The 14,837-nt window shown below is 65.6% G+C and carries 15 protein-coding genes; 6 read left to right on the top strand and 9 right to left on the bottom strand.

Annotation, left to right across the window (positions count from 1 at the left end):
* The first annotated feature begins 34 nt into the window (after positions 1-34).
* From AU252_RS14845 to AU252_RS14835, 3 genes are all read left to right on the top strand, one after another.
* Entirely contained in the window at positions 35-583 is a 549-nt protein-coding gene (locus AU252_RS14845; protein WP_058931383.1) for a YceI family protein, read from the top strand.
* Between the two features lie 107 nt (positions 584-690).
* Entirely contained in the window at positions 691-1,389 is a 699-nt protein-coding gene (locus tag AU252_RS24595) for a hypothetical protein (RefSeq protein WP_240484193.1), read from the top strand.
* A gap of 180 nt (positions 1,390-1,569) precedes the next feature.
* Positions 1,570-2,367: a hypothetical protein gene (locus AU252_RS14835; RefSeq protein WP_058931382.1), complete on the top strand. Its 798-nt coding sequence runs from the start codon at positions 1,570-1,572 to the stop codon at positions 2,365-2,367.
* 57 nt (positions 2,368-2,424) lie between these two features.
* Here AU252_RS14835 and AU252_RS14830 read toward each other — a convergent pair whose 3' ends face one another.
* Together AU252_RS14830 and AU252_RS14825 are read right to left on the bottom strand one after the other, a co-directional pair.
* Positions 2,425-3,150, bottom strand: a complete 726-nt coding sequence (locus tag AU252_RS14830; RefSeq protein WP_058931381.1) for a redox-sensing transcriptional repressor Rex — start codon at positions 3,148-3,150, stop codon at positions 2,425-2,427.
* Between the two features lie 69 nt (positions 3,151-3,219).
* On the bottom strand, positions 3,220-3,495 hold the full coding sequence (locus AU252_RS14825) for a glutaredoxin family protein (protein WP_058931380.1): 276 nt from the start codon (positions 3,493-3,495) through the stop codon (positions 3,220-3,222).
* 138 nt (positions 3,496-3,633) lie between these two features.
* On the opposite strand from AU252_RS14825, the gene AU252_RS14820 reads away from it, so the two are divergent.
* The 3 genes from AU252_RS14820 (at position 3,634) to AU252_RS24590 (ending at position 6,717) form a co-directional block, all read left to right on the top strand.
* On the top strand, positions 3,634-4,452 hold the full coding sequence (locus tag AU252_RS14820) for an HAD family hydrolase (protein WP_058931379.1): 819 nt from the start codon (positions 3,634-3,636) through the stop codon (positions 4,450-4,452).
* 1,029 nt (positions 4,453-5,481) lie between these two features.
* Positions 5,482-6,039, top strand: coding sequence for an AMIN-like domain-containing (lipo)protein (locus AU252_RS14815; RefSeq protein ID WP_058932974.1), 558 nt, complete (start codon positions 5,482-5,484; stop codon positions 6,037-6,039).
* A gap of 438 nt (positions 6,040-6,477) precedes the next feature.
* Positions 6,478-6,717: a substrate-binding domain-containing protein gene (locus AU252_RS24590; RefSeq protein WP_240484192.1), complete on the top strand. Its 240-nt coding sequence runs from the start codon at positions 6,478-6,480 to the stop codon at positions 6,715-6,717.
* Positions 6,718-6,943: 226 nt separating this feature from the next.
* On the opposite strand, the gene AU252_RS23285 is transcribed toward AU252_RS24590, so the two are convergent.
* The 7 genes from AU252_RS23285 to rhaI all read right to left on the bottom strand — a co-directional run bounded on the left by AU252_RS23285 (position 6,944) and on the right by rhaI (position 14,798).
* Complete coding sequence (locus tag AU252_RS23285) at positions 6,944-7,042, bottom strand: 30S ribosomal protein bS22 (protein WP_003792170.1); 99 nt, start codon at positions 7,040-7,042, stop codon at positions 6,944-6,946.
* 156 nt (positions 7,043-7,198) lie between these two features.
* A complete protein-coding gene (locus tag AU252_RS14805; protein ID WP_058931377.1) occupies positions 7,199-7,411 on the bottom strand; it encodes a helix-turn-helix domain-containing protein in 213 nt (70 codons plus the stop codon).
* Positions 7,412-7,553: 142 nt separating this feature from the next.
* Positions 7,554-8,660, bottom strand: coding sequence for a 3-deoxy-7-phosphoheptulonate synthase (locus AU252_RS14800; protein ID WP_058931376.1), 1,107 nt, complete (start codon positions 8,658-8,660; stop codon positions 7,554-7,556).
* Positions 8,661-8,894: 234 nt separating this feature from the next.
* Positions 8,895-9,896: an acetylxylan esterase gene (locus AU252_RS14795; RefSeq protein WP_058931375.1), complete on the bottom strand. Its 1,002-nt coding sequence runs from the start codon at positions 9,894-9,896 to the stop codon at positions 8,895-8,897.
* Positions 9,897-10,071: 175 nt separating this feature from the next.
* On the bottom strand, positions 10,072-11,565 hold the full coding sequence (locus AU252_RS14790) for a rhamnulokinase (RefSeq protein ID WP_058931374.1): 1,494 nt from the start codon (positions 11,563-11,565) through the stop codon (positions 10,072-10,074).
* On the bottom strand, positions 11,562-13,628 hold the full coding sequence (locus AU252_RS14785; protein WP_058931373.1) for a bifunctional rhamnulose-1-phosphate aldolase/short-chain dehydrogenase: 2,067 nt from the start codon (positions 13,626-13,628) through the stop codon (positions 11,562-11,564). Before AU252_RS14785 ends, AU252_RS14790 begins: the two co-directional genes overlap by 4 nt.
* Before the next feature lie 3 nt (positions 13,629-13,631).
* Complete coding sequence (rhaI, locus tag AU252_RS14780) at positions 13,632-14,798, bottom strand: L-rhamnose isomerase (protein WP_058931372.1); 1,167 nt, start codon at positions 14,796-14,798, stop codon at positions 13,632-13,634.
* Positions 14,799-14,837: the final 39 nt, after the last annotated feature.

The following is a 14,837-nucleotide window of genomic DNA, read 5'->3' as shown; positions in this document are numbered from 1 at the left end:
GAAGCACCACCCGACAAACCCAAGGAGAAACACCATGACTCTTCCCGCAGACGTCACCACCGGCACCTGGACCCTCGACAACGCGCACAGCGAGATCGCCTTCACCGTCCGGCACGCCGGCATCAGCAAGGTCCGCGGCCAGTTCAAGGATGCCGTGGCAACCCTGGACCTCGCCGACAACGTGGCCGATTCCAAGATCAGCGCCACCATCCAGACCGCCAGCTTCGACTCCGGCGATGTCAACCGCGACGGCCACGTCCGCGGCGAAGACTTCTTCGACGTCGAGGCCTTTCCGGAAATCTCCTTCGTCTCCAACGGCCTCGTGGCCAAGGGCAACAGCTACGAGCTGACCGGGGACCTCACCATCAAGGGCGTCACCCGCCCCGTTGCCCTTGAGACCGAGTTCAACGGCGTGGCCGTGGACCCGTTCGGCATGACCCGCGCCGGCGTCTCCGCTGAAACCACCATCAGCCGCAAGGACTTCGGCCTGACCTGGAACGCCGTGCTGGAAGCCGGCGGCGTGCTGGTCAGCGACAAGGTTGCCGTCAACCTGGAGCTCGCGTTCATCGCACCCGCAGCCTAGCTTTTCTTCCCGAAGCACCCCGGCCGCCACTTCCCCGGAATCTGGCGGCCGGGGTGCTTTGTTTAATCCCCTAGATACAGGCGGACACGCGGTCTACAGTGAGACCCATGAGCAACAGTGAAGTACCGCAGCCACAGCAGCCCCAACAGCCCGGTGCCGAGCAGCCCGGCGCCCAGCCGCCCGTCTCTCAGCCGCCTGTCAGCAACGTTCCTCCGGCCGGCTACCAGCCGCCACCCGCCTACCCGCAGCCGAGCCAGGCGTATGGCCAACCCGGGCAGCCATACAACCAGCCGGGCCAGCCGGGCGGCTTCCGCTTTGAGATGCCAACCGACGGCCCCCGCAACTTCAACGACGTTATGCCCAAGGCCGGGTTCTCCGGCATGTTCAGCGTGACCGGGCTGCCCACCGAGCTCAAGGTCTCCTACTGGATCTGGCTCATCGGCGGCATGCTGGGTGTGTTGGGCGGCCTCTTCGGAGTGCTTGTCACTCTTGCATTGTTCACAGTGGCGCCCGGATTGGCTGCGGTGATCCTCCTTCTGGTCCTGGTGGCACTGGCCCTCGCGGCGGCCCAGATTGTCCTGGTCCTGAAGATGAAGGAGGGCAAGGAATGGGCCCGCCTTGCGCTCACCATCGTGGCCGGCGTTTCGCTTGTTCTCGCCGTGCTCGGCGGCAGCGTGGGCGGTGGCGGCATGGGCCAAGGCATCGGCAACAACTGGCTGGGCTTCCTCATCAGCGCCGCAGCAACGGTACTCATGTGGCTGCCCAACTCGCAGGCCTGGTTCAACTCCGTCAAGGGCCGCGCGTAGACCGGATCCAGTAGAAACACAGACTTGCGCGACCCCCGCTGAGTTCTGTGGGAATACCTCTCCGGAATGATCCCCCGCGGCACCCGCCGGGGGTACGGTGGGAAGTAAGCCGTACTGGGGGCAGGCCAGTTGGACTGCACCCAACAGCCGAACTGACATCCGACCTGCAAAGGACCGCTCATGAGCACGCCTGTCCCGCCTCCCGTCCCAAACGAGCCCGAGCCGGGCAACCAGCCGCCAGCGCCCCGATACGGCGAGAACAGCCCGCAGTTCGGGCAGCCCACACCGCCGGCGCCACAGTACGGGCAAAACGCCCCGCAGTATGGCCAGCAGACTCCCCCGGCACCCCAGTACGGGCAAAACGCCCCACAGTATGGCCAGAACAACCCGCCGCAGTTCGGCCAGCCCACGCCTCCGCCCTATGGCCAGCAGCCGTACGGGCAGTCCCCTTACGCGCAGTACCCGTCCGAACAGCCGCAGGCCACGGGATCCAACGGGGTTCCCCAGCTGGTCAACATCTCGTTCTGGCTGCTGATTGGCGCGGGGGTTGTGTATGTCATCAGCCTGCTGATGGGCATTGGCATGCTCGATGACCCGGCGATGCGCCGCGCCTTCGAAGACGCCATGCGCAGCGGTGGCGCCACCGGCACGGAGTTTGCGTTCGACGATTTCAAGGGCATCCTCGCCGGGTCGCTCGTGGTCTTCGCCATCATCGGCGCCGGGCTGTACGCGCTGGTGGCGTTCTTCGTCCGTAAGGGCAAGAACTGGGCCCGAATTCTCGGCACCGTTTTCGCGGCACTGTCCATTTTCGGCCTCTTCGGACCACCGAGCCTCGGAACCGTGGGGACGCTGGCCGGGATCGCAGCGATCGTGCTGCTCTACCTGCCGACCGCGGCACCTTACTTCCGCAAGCAGCAGCCGTTCGCTAACCCGTACGGCGCCCCGGGCACCACGCCTGGCAACCCCTACGGGCAGTAGTACCAACGAGCCGCATCCACACCCTAACGGGCGTGGGCCCCATCAGCCGCCGACGAACTAGGCGGTCTGGTCCGGGGTCTGCGCCCGTTGTGCGTGATAGGCGAGGATCTGCAGTTCGGTGGCCATATCCACCTTGCGGAGGTTGACGCCCTCGGGGACCTGCAGCATAACGGGGGCGAAGCTCAGGATGCTGTGGACACCCGCCGCCACCACGCGGTCGCACACGGCCTGCGCCACGTGGGCCGGAAGTGCCAGGACCACCATGTTGGCGCCCGTCCGCTGCAACACGGCCTCCATGTCCGCAGCGTCACTGACGCGCAGCCAGCCCACCTCATTGCCCACCACCATCTGGTCGGCGTCGAAAATTGCCACGACGTCAAACCCGCGGGACTCGAAGCCGCCGTAACGGGCCAGGGCCTTGCCGAGGTTACCCGCGCCAACAATGGCGACCTTCCAGTCGTGGGTCAGCCCCAGGGCCGCGGAGATGTGACGGCTCAGGTACTGCACTTCGTAGCCCACTCCGCGCGTGCCGTAGGAACCCACATAGGAAAGGTCCTTGCGCAGGGTTGACGAGCTCACGCCTGAAGCTTCCGCCAGCGATTCCGAAGATACCCGTTCGACGCCGTCGGACAGCAGGGTGTTAAGGGCGCGCAGGTAGATGGTCAACCGGGCCACTGCTGCGGGCGGTATTTGCTTGGCGGCCTCTGTACCGTGGACAGGCTGTGTACTGTGGCCAGTTTCTGCACCTTGGACAGCCTGGGGAGTTGAATCCAGCGAAGTCACTATCCCCTCCATCCCATCGCGTCGTGACTCCACTCTAGAGCCCCGCCGCTGGTGCCAACAAAGCCGGTGTCATTCTGCGAGGCCGCTTGCCGATTGGGCCATGGCGCGTTTGAGGACGCGCTCCAGCCGGGCTTCGTCGATCTTCCAGAAATCGCGTTGGATTCCATCCACCAGGACTACGGGGATTTCCTCCGCGTACCGCTCACGCAGTTCCGGCAGCTCGTCCACCTGCTGTTCCGTCCACCCGAGTCCCAGCGATGCAGTAACGCGTCCGACGGCGTCGCGCGCCCCTGCACACAGGTGACAGTCTGCTTTGGTGATGAGGACTACCTCGGGTTTTGCCATGCATTAACCGTATCGCCCTTCAGGGCAGAGAACACTGGCCGACGGCGGGGCGTACGGCGACGCGGGTATCCGGGCGGGCACTGGCACTCACGCTGGCACTGAAATCTTGGTCACCGAGTATTGACTAGACTCGTGGACATGCCCGAGGAGAAGTACGTCGCTGTGGTGACCCAGCCGGATGCGTTGATGCAGACCGGCGAAGCCGCCTTCTTCGACGTCGATAACACCCTCATGAAGGGCGCCAGCCTCTTCCATGTTGCCCGCAAGATGCACCAACGCGGCGCCTTCACCCTGACGCAGGCTGCGGGGTTCGCGTGGAAGCAGTTCAAATTTGTGGCGCGCGGCGAGAACATGGACGATGTCCACGCTGTCCGCGACTCCGCCCTCACCCTCGCCGAGGGCATCACCGTGGAGGACGTCAAGGCCCTGGGCGAAGAGGTCTACGACGAAATGATCGCGTCCAGGATCTGGCCCGGCGCCAAGGCACTGGCGCAGCAGCACCTGCGCGTGGGCCGGCGGGTCTGGCTGGTTACCGCAACCCCCATCGAGGTTGCCGCGGTCATTTCCACCAGGCTCGGCCTGACCGGAGCCTTGGGCACCGTGGGCGAGGTTGCCGACGGCATGTACACCGGCCGGCTGGTGGGCGACATCCTGCACGGTTCCGCCAAGGCAGTGGCAGTGCAGGCCCTGGCCCACGCCGAAGGCCTGGACCTCAAGCGGTGCTGGGCCTACAGCGACTCATACAATGACATCCCGCTGCTGACCCTGGTGGGGCACCCGGTAGCCATCAACCCCGATGCCAGGCTCCGCCGCCACGCGCGGGACAACAACTGGCCGGTCTACGACTTCCGTTCCGGCCGCCGCGCCGCAACCCTGGGCCTCAAGGCAGCAACGGCCGGCGGCGTAATTTACGGACTTTGGAAAGGCTTCGCCCGCATCCGCGGCCCCCGCATTTAGGAACCCGACCCGCCAGCTGCTGCGTCTCGCGTAGGAGCGCATCGCGGCCGAACGCGGGACGAAGGTCGCCCAGCGACCGTAGGAGCGCCTTTCGGCTGTGTCTAAGAGCCTGTTCCTAAACCTGTTTGCCCAAGCGTTTGCTGGTGATTCTGATCATTGTCCAGCGGACCATGGCTTCGTGGTGGGCCGATCGCGTCGACAATGGCCCGGCGGCAGTGGGCCTCGGGTCGTCCGCCGGCGCCGTTGATGAAGGCCGGGTCCGGCAGCAGCGGATCGATCACCCTCCACTGCGCGTTCGTGGTGTCGGTCGGATACCGGCGTGCACGCGGTGCCGGGCACGAGTGGAAGGGAGCGAAGCGGCAACACCGGGCCGCAGCCTCAATAGCGCTTTCATCCTGGGTACGGCCCACTAACACGAAGGAACTCCCGTGAACCGGCGATGTAGACAATCACCGGACTAACAGGAGTTCCGCCTCATTAAAAGCCGCCACGCCGCACTACCGTTCGTCTCCGGGCGCCACAGGTTTGGGGAAAGGCTCTTAGCGGGGGCGGAAATCCGCATCTGCTGACGGTCCGCCCATCAGGAGCAGCCGTAGACGCCCTCGTTTGTTTGACCCGGATGGAAACGGAGGCAGAGGCACCGGCCGCGTAGATCTCCACGGCACACGATCCGTGGTTCATCGTCCATAATCAGGGGTTGAAAAACTCGTGAATAGATGCAGAACCGTTTCATTATCGTCGCCGAATCTTGCTGGTTTGCCGTCGTCTGGGAGCACAAACTGAACGCATCACACCGCACCGCGAACGGGAGCGGGGGTGCCATCCCACTACATGGCAATGAGGCCATCACGTCCAGTGGACGTCTTCACTCGCAATCCCTTGAGCAATCAGGATGTAAAAATGAGCATCAACTTCCGGGCACCGTGGGGACGGCTGCCCAAGCATTCCGGACCCGGAAACGGGATCCCCGCCCGCGGGACCATGTCCCAGACGCTGCCGAATGCAGCGCGACCAAAGCGCCGGCGCATCATGGCGAAGGTACCCGCCCTACTGGCGGTCCTGGCGCTGACCGCAGGACTGGGACTCGTTGTGCCCGGCACCGCCTCGGCGGCCCCCTTCTGCGGAATCACCTGGGGTTCGCTGGCCAAGTCGACCACCACGCTGGCGTTGGGTCCAAGCCAGGATCCGATCACCAATATCCGCTCCGGGCGCCACGCCTGCTTCGACCGCCTGGTGGTGGACGTCAACGGCGAGGTCCCCAGATACACCGTGCGCTATGTCAGGGCCGTGACACAGGACGGGTCCGGCTTCACCCTTCCGCTGCGGGGCGGCGCGTTCATCGATGTGACAGTCATGGCACCGGCCCATGACCAGAACTACAACCCGACCTACACCCCGGCGAACCGGGACGAAGCGGTGAACGTTGCCGGCTTCCAGACCTTCCGCCAGGTGGCCTTCGCAGGCACCTTCGAGGCGGTGACGGAGATCGGGCTAGGGGTCCGCGCACGGCTGCCGTTCCGGGTATTCACGCTGGCCGGCCCGGGCAACGGGTCTCGGCTGGTGATCGATGTAGCACACCGCTGGTGACGCCTGGGACCAGCCAGCCAGGGTGCTGAAGAACGACGGCGGCGCCCGGGTTCCGCATGAAGGCGATGCCGTTAGGGCGCGCACCAGGCAGTAGTTCTAAGGGTGGGGCTTGCGGGATCCGCAGCCCCCACTTTCCTGGGTGACCATAGGGGCGGCTACTCCCTTTGACCAAGGAACTGAGACGCCGACGTCATGCAGGATGATCTTTGCGGTCAAAGCTTCGTTTCCAGCCAGCGACTCTGCCTATGAACGTGAACCGATCGCATCCGCACCTGGGCGGTGACCCCGAAAGCAATTCAGTCCTCGGTCTGTCGGCCGATGAAGCCAGGACCTGGCGCGATATGCCCGCCAGGCGCCGGAGGTAAGCCTTCTCCGCGAGGAAGTCGATGAGCTCGTGGACTCCGTCAGCAGCGACGACCACGCCGGCATCGGATGGCCGTGGACCACCTCACGGCTCTGGGCCACCGCAGAATCGTCCTTGTCGACGGCGGAACAGCCGTGCGAACTGCGGTCCCTACGGACGTCTCTGTCCTGGGCTACGACGACAGCCAGTTCACCCGGCTCAGCTACGTGCAGCTGTCATCCATCAGCCAGGACGCGCCGCTGCTTGCCCCTGCTGCTGTGGACCGCACGGAACCCAATCGCCAGCCCATGTCGTCAGCACGCCTCACCTGGTAGTCCATAAAACCCACAGCCCCGCCCCGATCCCCGCAAGCTGCCGAAATGCCCGCCAGGCCGCTAGGCGCAGCACCCGGTGAGGGGTCGGCCTAGGCTAAGAGCCTGCCCCTACGGAGTTTAGGAACAGGCTCTAAGCGACGGCGAGACACAGCAGGTGGCGACCACACAGACAAAAAATGCCCGCTGCCGGAGAGGCAACGGGCATTTCACGCTTGTCGAAGTATCTCTACTTCTTATTGCGGCGCTGGTGACGGGTCTTACGAAGCAACTTGCGGTGCTTCTTCTTGGCCATACGCTTGCGACGCTTCTTAATAACTGAACCCACGAAAGTTCCTCACAAACTAGATGCAGTACCTGTCTGATGGAAATGGTCCGTGGACAGAGCTACAGACTGAAACAACTGACAGATTCTTACAATGACGTAAAACGTTCCTTAACAGGGTACCGCTTCTTGGCGATGCCCACTGACCGCAGGTAATGCTCAGGCGGTTTCGGAGTGCCCGTCCACCACAGCACCCTTGAGGTACTGCTCGACGGCGCTCTCCGGCACCCGGTACGACCGGCCGAAACGCACCGCGGGCATTTCGCCTGAGTGGACCAGCCGATAGACGGTCATTTTGGAGACGCGCATGACCTCGGCCACTTCGGCGACGGTCAGGAACTTCGCGTTCGAGAAGTTCTGTTCTGCGGACATTTCCCTATTCCTTTGCTGATGGATGACGACAATAACCCCAGCTGTGTTTCATTGCGGTGTGCCGATGCTGAGCCATCCACCAACCATGTGTTAGATACTCTAGAGGTTCATGGGGCTGTAGTGAAAGTCATCCGGGCAATCATTAAGCGGTCCGGCGCTTCCGGGCGGACGCCGCGAGCTGATCGAGGACCGAAACGGAGACGTCCCAATCCATGCACGCGTCCGTGACACTCTGCCCGTAGACCAGTTCCGCCCGGCCCGCCGCATGCTCGGTGACATCCAGGTTCTGGGCACCGCCCACCAGGAAGCTCTCCAGCATGACACCCGCGATGGCCTGAGCCGCCTCGCCGCCGTCCTCCAGCTGTGCGCCGATTTCCAGCGCCACTTCCGCCTGCCGGTGGTGGCTCTTGCCGCTGTTGGCGTGGCTGGCGTCCACGATCAGCCGGGGGTTGAGCCCCTTGCCGGCGAGCTTGGCGGAGGCGCTTTCGACGTCGGCCGCTGAGTAGTTGGGCCCCTTCCGTCCACCGCGGAGGATGACGTGGGTGTCCGGGTTCCCGGCGGTGGCCACCAGCGCGGCCCGGCCGTCGCCGTCGATCCCCAGGAATGCCTGGGCGGCAGCGGCGGCGCCGCACGCGTCGAGCGCTACCTGGAGGTCGCCGTCGGTCCCGTTCTTGAAGCCGATGGGCATGGAGAGACCGGAGGCAAGCTGGCGGTGGATCTGGCTCTCGGTGGTGCGCGCCCCGATGGCTCCCCACGAGATGAGGTCCGCCATGTACTGGGGACTGATGGGTTCCAGGAATTCGGTGGCCGTGGGCAGACCCAGCGCGGTGACCTGCTGCAGGAATTCCCTGGCGGTCCGGAGCCCGGTGACCATGTCATGGCTGCCGTCCAGGCGAGGATCGTTGATCAGGCCCTTCCAGCCCACCGTCGTGCGGGGCTTTTCGAAGTACGTGCGCATCACGATCAGGAGGTCGTCACGGTGCTTCTCGGCCTGGCTGACCAGCCGGCGGGCGTATTCCAGCCCAGCCTTGGGGTCGTGGATGGAGCAGGGGCCCACGATGACCAGCAGCCTGTCGTCCACGCCGTCCATGATGGCCCGGACTTCGTCGCGGCCACGTTCGACGACGTCCGTCACCCGGGCGTCCAGGGGCAGCTCGGCGATGAGCTCCTGGGGCGAGGGCAGCGGCGTGAATTCGCTGACGCGCAGATTGGACGTGGATTTCGAGGGAGTGGCTGTCGCGGTGCTCATGTTCGGGTCCTGTTCCAGATAGGAAGCGGGCCCAGATCAGAACCCGCCGGAGAAATGGCGAAGGGCAGAGAATGATCTCTGCCCTGTTGGCTCTGAAGGAAGATGGATGCGTGTCAGTTAGACGCGGGCTCCTCCAGAGCCAACGAAAAATACGCATACCAACGGTTTGTCATAGGCAAACCATAACCGCGGGCTGTGACAGCCGCAAAATCGCGGCCGTAACGTTGCGCGATGTCAGCCCAGGAGCTCGCGGAGGTACTGCAGCTGCCTGATCCAGTGGTGCTCCTGGCCGCCCTCGTGGTTGTTGAACCGGTAGACCTCGATCTCCTTTTGTGTCGCGGCGCCGCCGCCGTAGGCATTGAAGCTGGCGAACACCGTGGACGGCGGGCAGACATCGTCCATCTGTGCCACCGAGTAGAGGGCAGGCGTGGTGGCCGCCCGGGCCAGGTTGACGCCGTCAAAATAGTTCAGGACCGCGAGCATCGGCTCATACCGGTCCCGGTGCCTGCCCAGGAAAGCCGCGATTTCCGGATAGGGGCCGCGGGCCGCGATATCGATGGACCTGGGGAAGTCCTGCAGGAAGGGGACGTCGGGCAGCGCGGCGATGACGCCGTCGAGCCTTCCGGCCACCAGCCCCGCAACCGCCACCACAATGCCGCCGCCCTGGCTGATGCCCGCCAGGACCACGCGCGACGGATCCACCTCAGGGTGGGACTGCGCCGCTTCCACCGCACGGAACGCGTCCACGTACACGCGGCGGTAGTAGTAGTCCTCGCGGCTGCCGGCGCCCCTGGTCATGAGCCCCGCGTGGGCCACTTCGCCTGCTGACGGGTGGGGATCGGCCGTCTCGCCGAGGATCCCGCCATAGCCCTGGCCGCGGGTGTCCATGATGAAGTGGGCATAGCCGGCCTGCGCCCACTTGGTGTCCTGGTTGACCAGGCCGCGGCCGCCCGAGTAGCCGATGTACTGCACAACGACGGGCAGCCGGGTCCCGGGCCTACGGTTCGCCGGGAGGTGCAGCCAGCCCTTGATCGGTGAGCCGCCATAGCCTGCGAACGTGACGTCGAAGGTGTCGATGACCGACAAGTGGTTCTCAACGGGCTCGAACGTTGCGTTGAGCGGGAACGTCCGGGCCTCGTCGAGGGTGGCGTCCCAGAAGTCCTGCAGGTCGGCGGGCGGCGTGACCCTCGAGGTGTAGCCGCGGAGCTGGTCAAGGGGAAGGTCGAAGAGGGGCATACTGCTGTCCGGTCCTGTCTCGTGGGTGCTATCGGAGATCCTACGTCATATAATCCGCCCGGGGCACCGCTGCTGACGCGAAGGGACACTTGGGGCCTGCCTCCGGGCGCGAGCGGACATTTGAGGCCCCGACTCCGGGGCTCAAATGTCCTTTTCGCGCTGGGGTGGCGGGTGGTTACAGGCGGGAGAGCTGTGGCGTGAACGTCTGCAGCTCGTGCGATGACACCACCAGGCGGCGCAGTTCCGTGAGCCCTCCGGTGATGTGCCCGGCGGCCCGGGCTTGGACCAGGACATTCCCGACGGCGGTCGCTTCTACGGGTCCTGCCACCACCTTCTTGCCGGTGGTGTCGGCGGTGAGTTGGCAGAGGAGCCGGTTCTGGGAGCCGCCGCCGACTATGTGGACGACGTCCACGGTGCGGTCCGCGAGGCGTTCGGCGTCCGCGATAGCCCGCGCGTAGCCCGTGGCGAGGCTGTCCATGATGCACCGCGTGATGGCCACCGGGTCATCAGGCAGGAGGTCCCCGGTGTGGCGGACCGTGGCACGGATGCGGTGGGGCATGTTGTCCGGGGCGATGAACGCTGAATCGTCCGGATTGATCTGCGGGCCGCCCGGGGGCAGTGCCGATGCGGCGGCCAGCAGATCAGCGAGTTCCGGGGTGAAGCCCTCCGCGCCCCAGGTCCGCTGGCATTCGCTGAGCAGCCACAACCCGCCCATGTTGCGCAGGTAGCGGATAGTGCCGTCCACGCCGCGTTCGTTGGTGAAGTTTGCTGCCCTGCTGGCCTCGGTCAGGACCGGCTGATTCAGTTCCAGCCCCACCAGTGACCAGGTGCCGGAGGAGATGTACGCGAAGTCCTCGTCCTGGGCCGGGACGGCGGCGACGGCGGAGGCGGTGTCGTGCGAGCCGACGGCCACCACCTTCGTGCCGGTTGGCAGGCCGACTCTTGTGGCGATCTCCGGCAGCAGCGTGCCCACGGTTTCGCCGGGCTCGATCAGCGGCGGGAACAGCTTCTTCGGCAAGCCGAGGGCGGTGAGGAACTCTGTGGCCCACTCCCCCGCGACAGCATCAAAGAGACCGGTGGTGGAGGCGTTGGTGGATTCCGTGCGCCGCTGTCCCGTCAGCAGGAAGGCGATCAGGTCCGGGATCAGCAGCGCCTGCAGACCGTCCAGGTCCCGCTCGGTGGCCAGCTGGTAGAGGGTGTTGAACTGCAGGAACTGCAGCCCGGTGGTGGCGTAGAGCCGGGCAGGGTCCAGTTTCCGGTGCACGGGCGCGACGGCGGCGCGGCTGCGGTCATCGCGATAGCTGAACGGCTGCGCCATCAGCTCCCCGGCGGCGTTGACCAGGCCGTAGTCCACCGCCCAGGTGTCGATCCCGATGCTCGTGATCGTTTCGTCCTGCAGCTTCGCCGCGGTGCCGGCGGCGGTCAGGCCCGCCAGGACCTCGGCGAACAGGGCGTCGAAATCCCAGCGGAGGCCGCCGGGGAGCTCCACCACACCGTTGGGAAAACGGTGCACCGTCTCCAGCTCCACGCTCCCGTCCGCGGTAGCGGACGAGCCGTCCTTGATCCGGCCGAGGATGACCCGGCCGGAGGAGGCGCCGATGTCGACGGCGGCGAACACGTTGCTGGCAGAAGTACTTCCGCCGTCGACACCGTTTTCGGTGGTGCTCATCGGAGGAAGGCTGCGGCCACACCGGCGTCCACAGGGATGTGGAGTCCGGTGGTGTGTGACAGTTCGGCGCTGGTGAGGACGGCGGCGGCGTTGGCCACGTGCTCGGGCAGGACTTCGCGCTTGAGCAGGGTCCGCTGGGCGTAGTACTTGCCCAGTTCCTGCTCGTCCACGCCGTAGACCGCGGCGCGTTTGGCGCCCCAGCCGCCGGCGAAGATGCCGGAGCCGCGGACCACGCCGTCGGGGTTGATGCCGTTGACGCGGATGCCGTATTCGCCCAGTTCTGCCGCGAGAAGCCGGACCTGATGGGCCTGGTCAGCCTTGGTGGCGGAGTAGGCGATGTTGTTGGGGCCGGCGAACACGGAGTTCTTGGAGGAAATGTAGATGATGTCCCCGCCCATGTCCTGGGCAATCATGACCTTCGCCGCGGCCTTCGACACCAGGAAGGAGCCCTTGGCCATCACGTTGTGCTGCAGGTCCCAGTCCTTCTCCGTGGTTTCCAGCAGCGGCTTGGAGATGGACAGCCCGGCGTTGTTGACCACCAGGTCCAGGCCACCGAACGCCAGCACCGCTTCCTGGATCGCCGCGGCGATCTGCGCTTCGTCGGTCACATCGGCCTGGACACCGATGGCGACGTCCGCGCCGCCCAGCTCCGCGGCGACGGCCTGGGCGTTTTCCAGGTTCAGGTCGGCAATCACCACGCACGCGCCGTCGGACGCCAAACGGGTTGCGATCGCCTTGCCGATACCCGACGCCGCACCAGTCACCAGCGCGATGCGGGACGCGTGCGACTTCGGCTTCGGCAGCCGGGCCAGCTTGGCTTCCTCCAGGGACCAGTATTCGATCCGGAACTTCTCGGACTCCTCGATCGGGGCGTAGGTGGAGATCGCCTCGGCGCCGCGCATCACGTTGATCGCGTTGAGGTAGAACTCGCCGGCAACGCGGGCGGTCTGCTTGTTCGCCCCGTAGGAGAACATGCCCACGCCCGGGACCAGGACAATGGCCGGGTCCGCGCCGCGCAGCGCCGGGGAATCCGGTACCGCGTGGCGGTCGTAGTAGGCCTGGTAGTCCTCGCGGTAGGCGGTGTGGAGTTCTTTCAGCCGGGCGATGGAGTCCTCGATGGAGGCGTCCGCGGGCAGGTCCAGGATCAGCGGCTTGACCTTGGTACGCAGGAAATGGTCCGGGCAGGACGTGCCCAGGGCGCCCAGGCGCGGGTGCTCGGCGGCTGCCAGGAAGTCAAGCACGACGGCGTCATCACTGAAGTGCCCCAGCTGCGGTTTGTCCGTGGAGGCCAGGCCGCGGATCACCGGAGCGAGCGCGGCGGCTTTGGCGCGCCGTTCAGCCTCAGGCAGCGGACCGTAACCGGCCAGCCGGGGACCGAAGGGTTCGGCTTTGCCGTTCTCCTCGATGAACTTCTCGGCCTGTTCAATGATCCACAGCGAGTTCTGCTCGGCTTCTTCGCTGGTGGCGCCCCAGGCGGTGATGCCGTGCCCGCCGAGGATGGTGCCGATGGCCTGCGGGTTGGCGTCCTTGATCGCCGCGATGTCCAGGCCCAGCTGGAAACCGGGACGGCGCCACGGAACCCAGAGAACCTTGTCGCCGAAGATCTTGGAGGTCAGCGCCTCGCCGTCCACTGCCGTGGCAATCGCGATCCCGGAGTCCGGGTGCAGGTGGTCCACGTGCGCGGCGTCCACCAGCCCATGCATGGCGGTGTCGATCGACGGCGCGGCGCCGCCCTTGCCGTGCAGGCAGTAATCAAACGCGGCCACCATTTCGTCTTCACGCTCGACGCCGGGGTAAACGGCCTTGAGTGCCTGCAGGCGGTCCAGGCGCAGCACGGCGAGGTTCCCGGCCGTCAGCGTGCCCAGGTCCCCGCCGGAGCCCTTGACCCAGAGCAGCTGGACGTCCTCGCCCGTGACCGGGTCCTTCTCGGCGCCCTTGGCCGAGGTGTTGCCGCCGGCAAAGTTGGTGTTCCGCTTGTCCGCGCCGAGGCGGTTGGAACGCGCAATCAGCTCTTCAACAGTCGTGTTGCCCGTGTTCAGCGTCTCTGTGTTCTGTGCAGTCATGGCTTATGCGCCCCATCCGGCTTGCTGGCCGCCGACGCGGTCCGCGTTGATCTGTTTCTGGTAACCGCTGGCCTTGAACGCGGCCATCGGGTCCGCGGGCAGGCCGCGGGATTCACGCCAGTCGGCCAGGATGGGCCGGACGTCGGTGTAGAAGGCGTCGTTGAACACGCCGTTGGCGGCCAGGACGTCGCCGGTGCGCTGGGCCTCGCCCAGGGCGGCGGTGTCCACGAGCAGTGCGCGGGCCGTCATTTCCTGGACATTCAGGACCGAACGGATCTGCCCCGGGATCTTCTCCTCCAGATTGTGGCACTGATCCAGCATGAGGGCCACGCCGGAATCCTTGCCGAAGCCGCCGCCCCGGATAACCTCGTACATGATCCGGAAAAGCTGGAACGGGTCCGCTGCCCCCACGATCAGGTCATCGTCGGCGTAGAAGCGGGAGTTGAAGTCAAAGGAACCGAGCTTGCCCAGGCGCAGCAACTGCATCACGATGAACTCGATGTTGGTGCCCGGCGCGTGGTGACCGGTGTCCAGGCAGACCATCGCCTTCTCCCCCAGCGCCAGGGTCTGCGCGTAGGAGGTACCCCAGTCCGGAACATCGGTGTGGTAAAAAGCCGGCTCGAAGAACTTGTACTCCAGCACCAGCCGCTGGTGCTCGCCCAGGCCCGCGTAGATCTCCTGCAGCGACTCGGCCAACCGGTCCTGGCGGCCGCGAAGATCGTCCTGGCCCGGGTAGTTGGTGCCGTCCGCGAGCCAGACCTTCAAATCCTGCGAGCCCGTGGCGTGCATAATTTCGATGCACTCCAGGTGATGGGCGATGGCCCGGCGCCGCACCGACCCGTTCGAGGACGTCAGGGAACCGAACTTGTACTCGTCGTCCTGGAACGTGTTCGAGTTGATCGTGCCCAGGCCCACGCCGAGGCCGGCCGCGTACTCCTTCAGGGCGGCGTAGTCATCCACCTTGTCCCAGGGGATATGCAGGGCCACCGTGGGGGCTGAGCCGGTCAGCTCATGGACCTTGGCGGCGTCCGCGATCTTCTCCTGCACGGTCCGCGGGGTGCCCGGCGTGCCAAACACCTTAAAGCGCGTGCCTGAATTGCCATAAGCCCACGAAGGGACCTCAATGGCAAGCTCCCCGAGCCTGCCCAGCGCCGTTGCTACGTCATTCATGTTGGTTCTTCCCGGTCTTTAGTGATGTGGTCTGTTGTG

The sequence above is a fragment of the Pseudarthrobacter sulfonivorans genome (assembly GCF_001484605.1).
GTDB classification, from domain to species: domain Bacteria; phylum Actinomycetota; class Actinomycetes; order Actinomycetales; family Micrococcaceae; genus Arthrobacter; species Arthrobacter sulfonivorans_A.
The sequence above is the reverse complement of the archived record's forward strand: the minus strand, read 5'-3'. Positions and strand labels throughout refer to the sequence as shown.

What these genes read in the sequence shown, in the direction of transcription:
- AU252_RS14845 (WP_058931383.1), top strand. Translation starts at nt 35, where the DNA reads ATGACTCTTCCCGCAGACGTCACCACCGGCACCTGGACCCTCGACAAC.
- AU252_RS24595 (WP_240484193.1), top strand. Translation starts at nt 691, where the DNA reads ATGAGCAACAGTGAAGTACCGCAGCCACAGCAGCCCCAACAGCCCGGT.
- AU252_RS14835 (WP_058931382.1), top strand. Translation starts at nt 1,570, where the DNA reads ATGAGCACGCCTGTCCCGCCTCCCGTCCCAAACGAGCCCGAGCCGGGC.
- AU252_RS14825 (WP_058931380.1), bottom strand. Translation starts at nt 3,495, where the DNA reads ATGGCAAAACCCGAGGTAGTCCTCATCACCAAAGCAGACTGTCACCTG.
- AU252_RS14820 (WP_058931379.1), top strand. Translation starts at nt 3,634, where the DNA reads ATGCCCGAGGAGAAGTACGTCGCTGTGGTGACCCAGCCGGATGCGTTG.
- AU252_RS14815 (WP_058932974.1), top strand. Translation starts at nt 5,482, where the DNA reads ATGGCGAAGGTACCCGCCCTACTGGCGGTCCTGGCGCTGACCGCAGGA.
- AU252_RS14805 (WP_058931377.1), bottom strand. Translation starts at nt 7,411, where the DNA reads ATGTCCGCAGAACAGAACTTCTCGAACGCGAAGTTCCTGACCGTCGCC.
- AU252_RS14800 (WP_058931376.1), bottom strand. Translation starts at nt 8,660, where the DNA reads ATGAGCACCGCGACAGCCACTCCCTCGAAATCCACGTCCAATCTGCGC.
- AU252_RS14795 (WP_058931375.1), bottom strand. Translation starts at nt 9,896, where the DNA reads ATGCCCCTCTTCGACCTTCCCCTTGACCAGCTCCGCGGCTACACCTCG.
- AU252_RS14790 (WP_058931374.1), bottom strand. Translation starts at nt 11,565, where the DNA reads ATGAGCACCACCGAAAACGGTGTCGACGGCGGAAGTACTTCTGCCAGC.
- AU252_RS14785 (WP_058931373.1), bottom strand. Translation starts at nt 13,628, where the DNA reads ATGACTGCACAGAACACAGAGACGCTGAACACGGGCAACACGACTGTT.
- rhaI (WP_058931372.1), bottom strand. Translation starts at nt 14,798, where the DNA reads ATGAATGACGTAGCAACGGCGCTGGGCAGGCTCGGGGAGCTTGCCATT.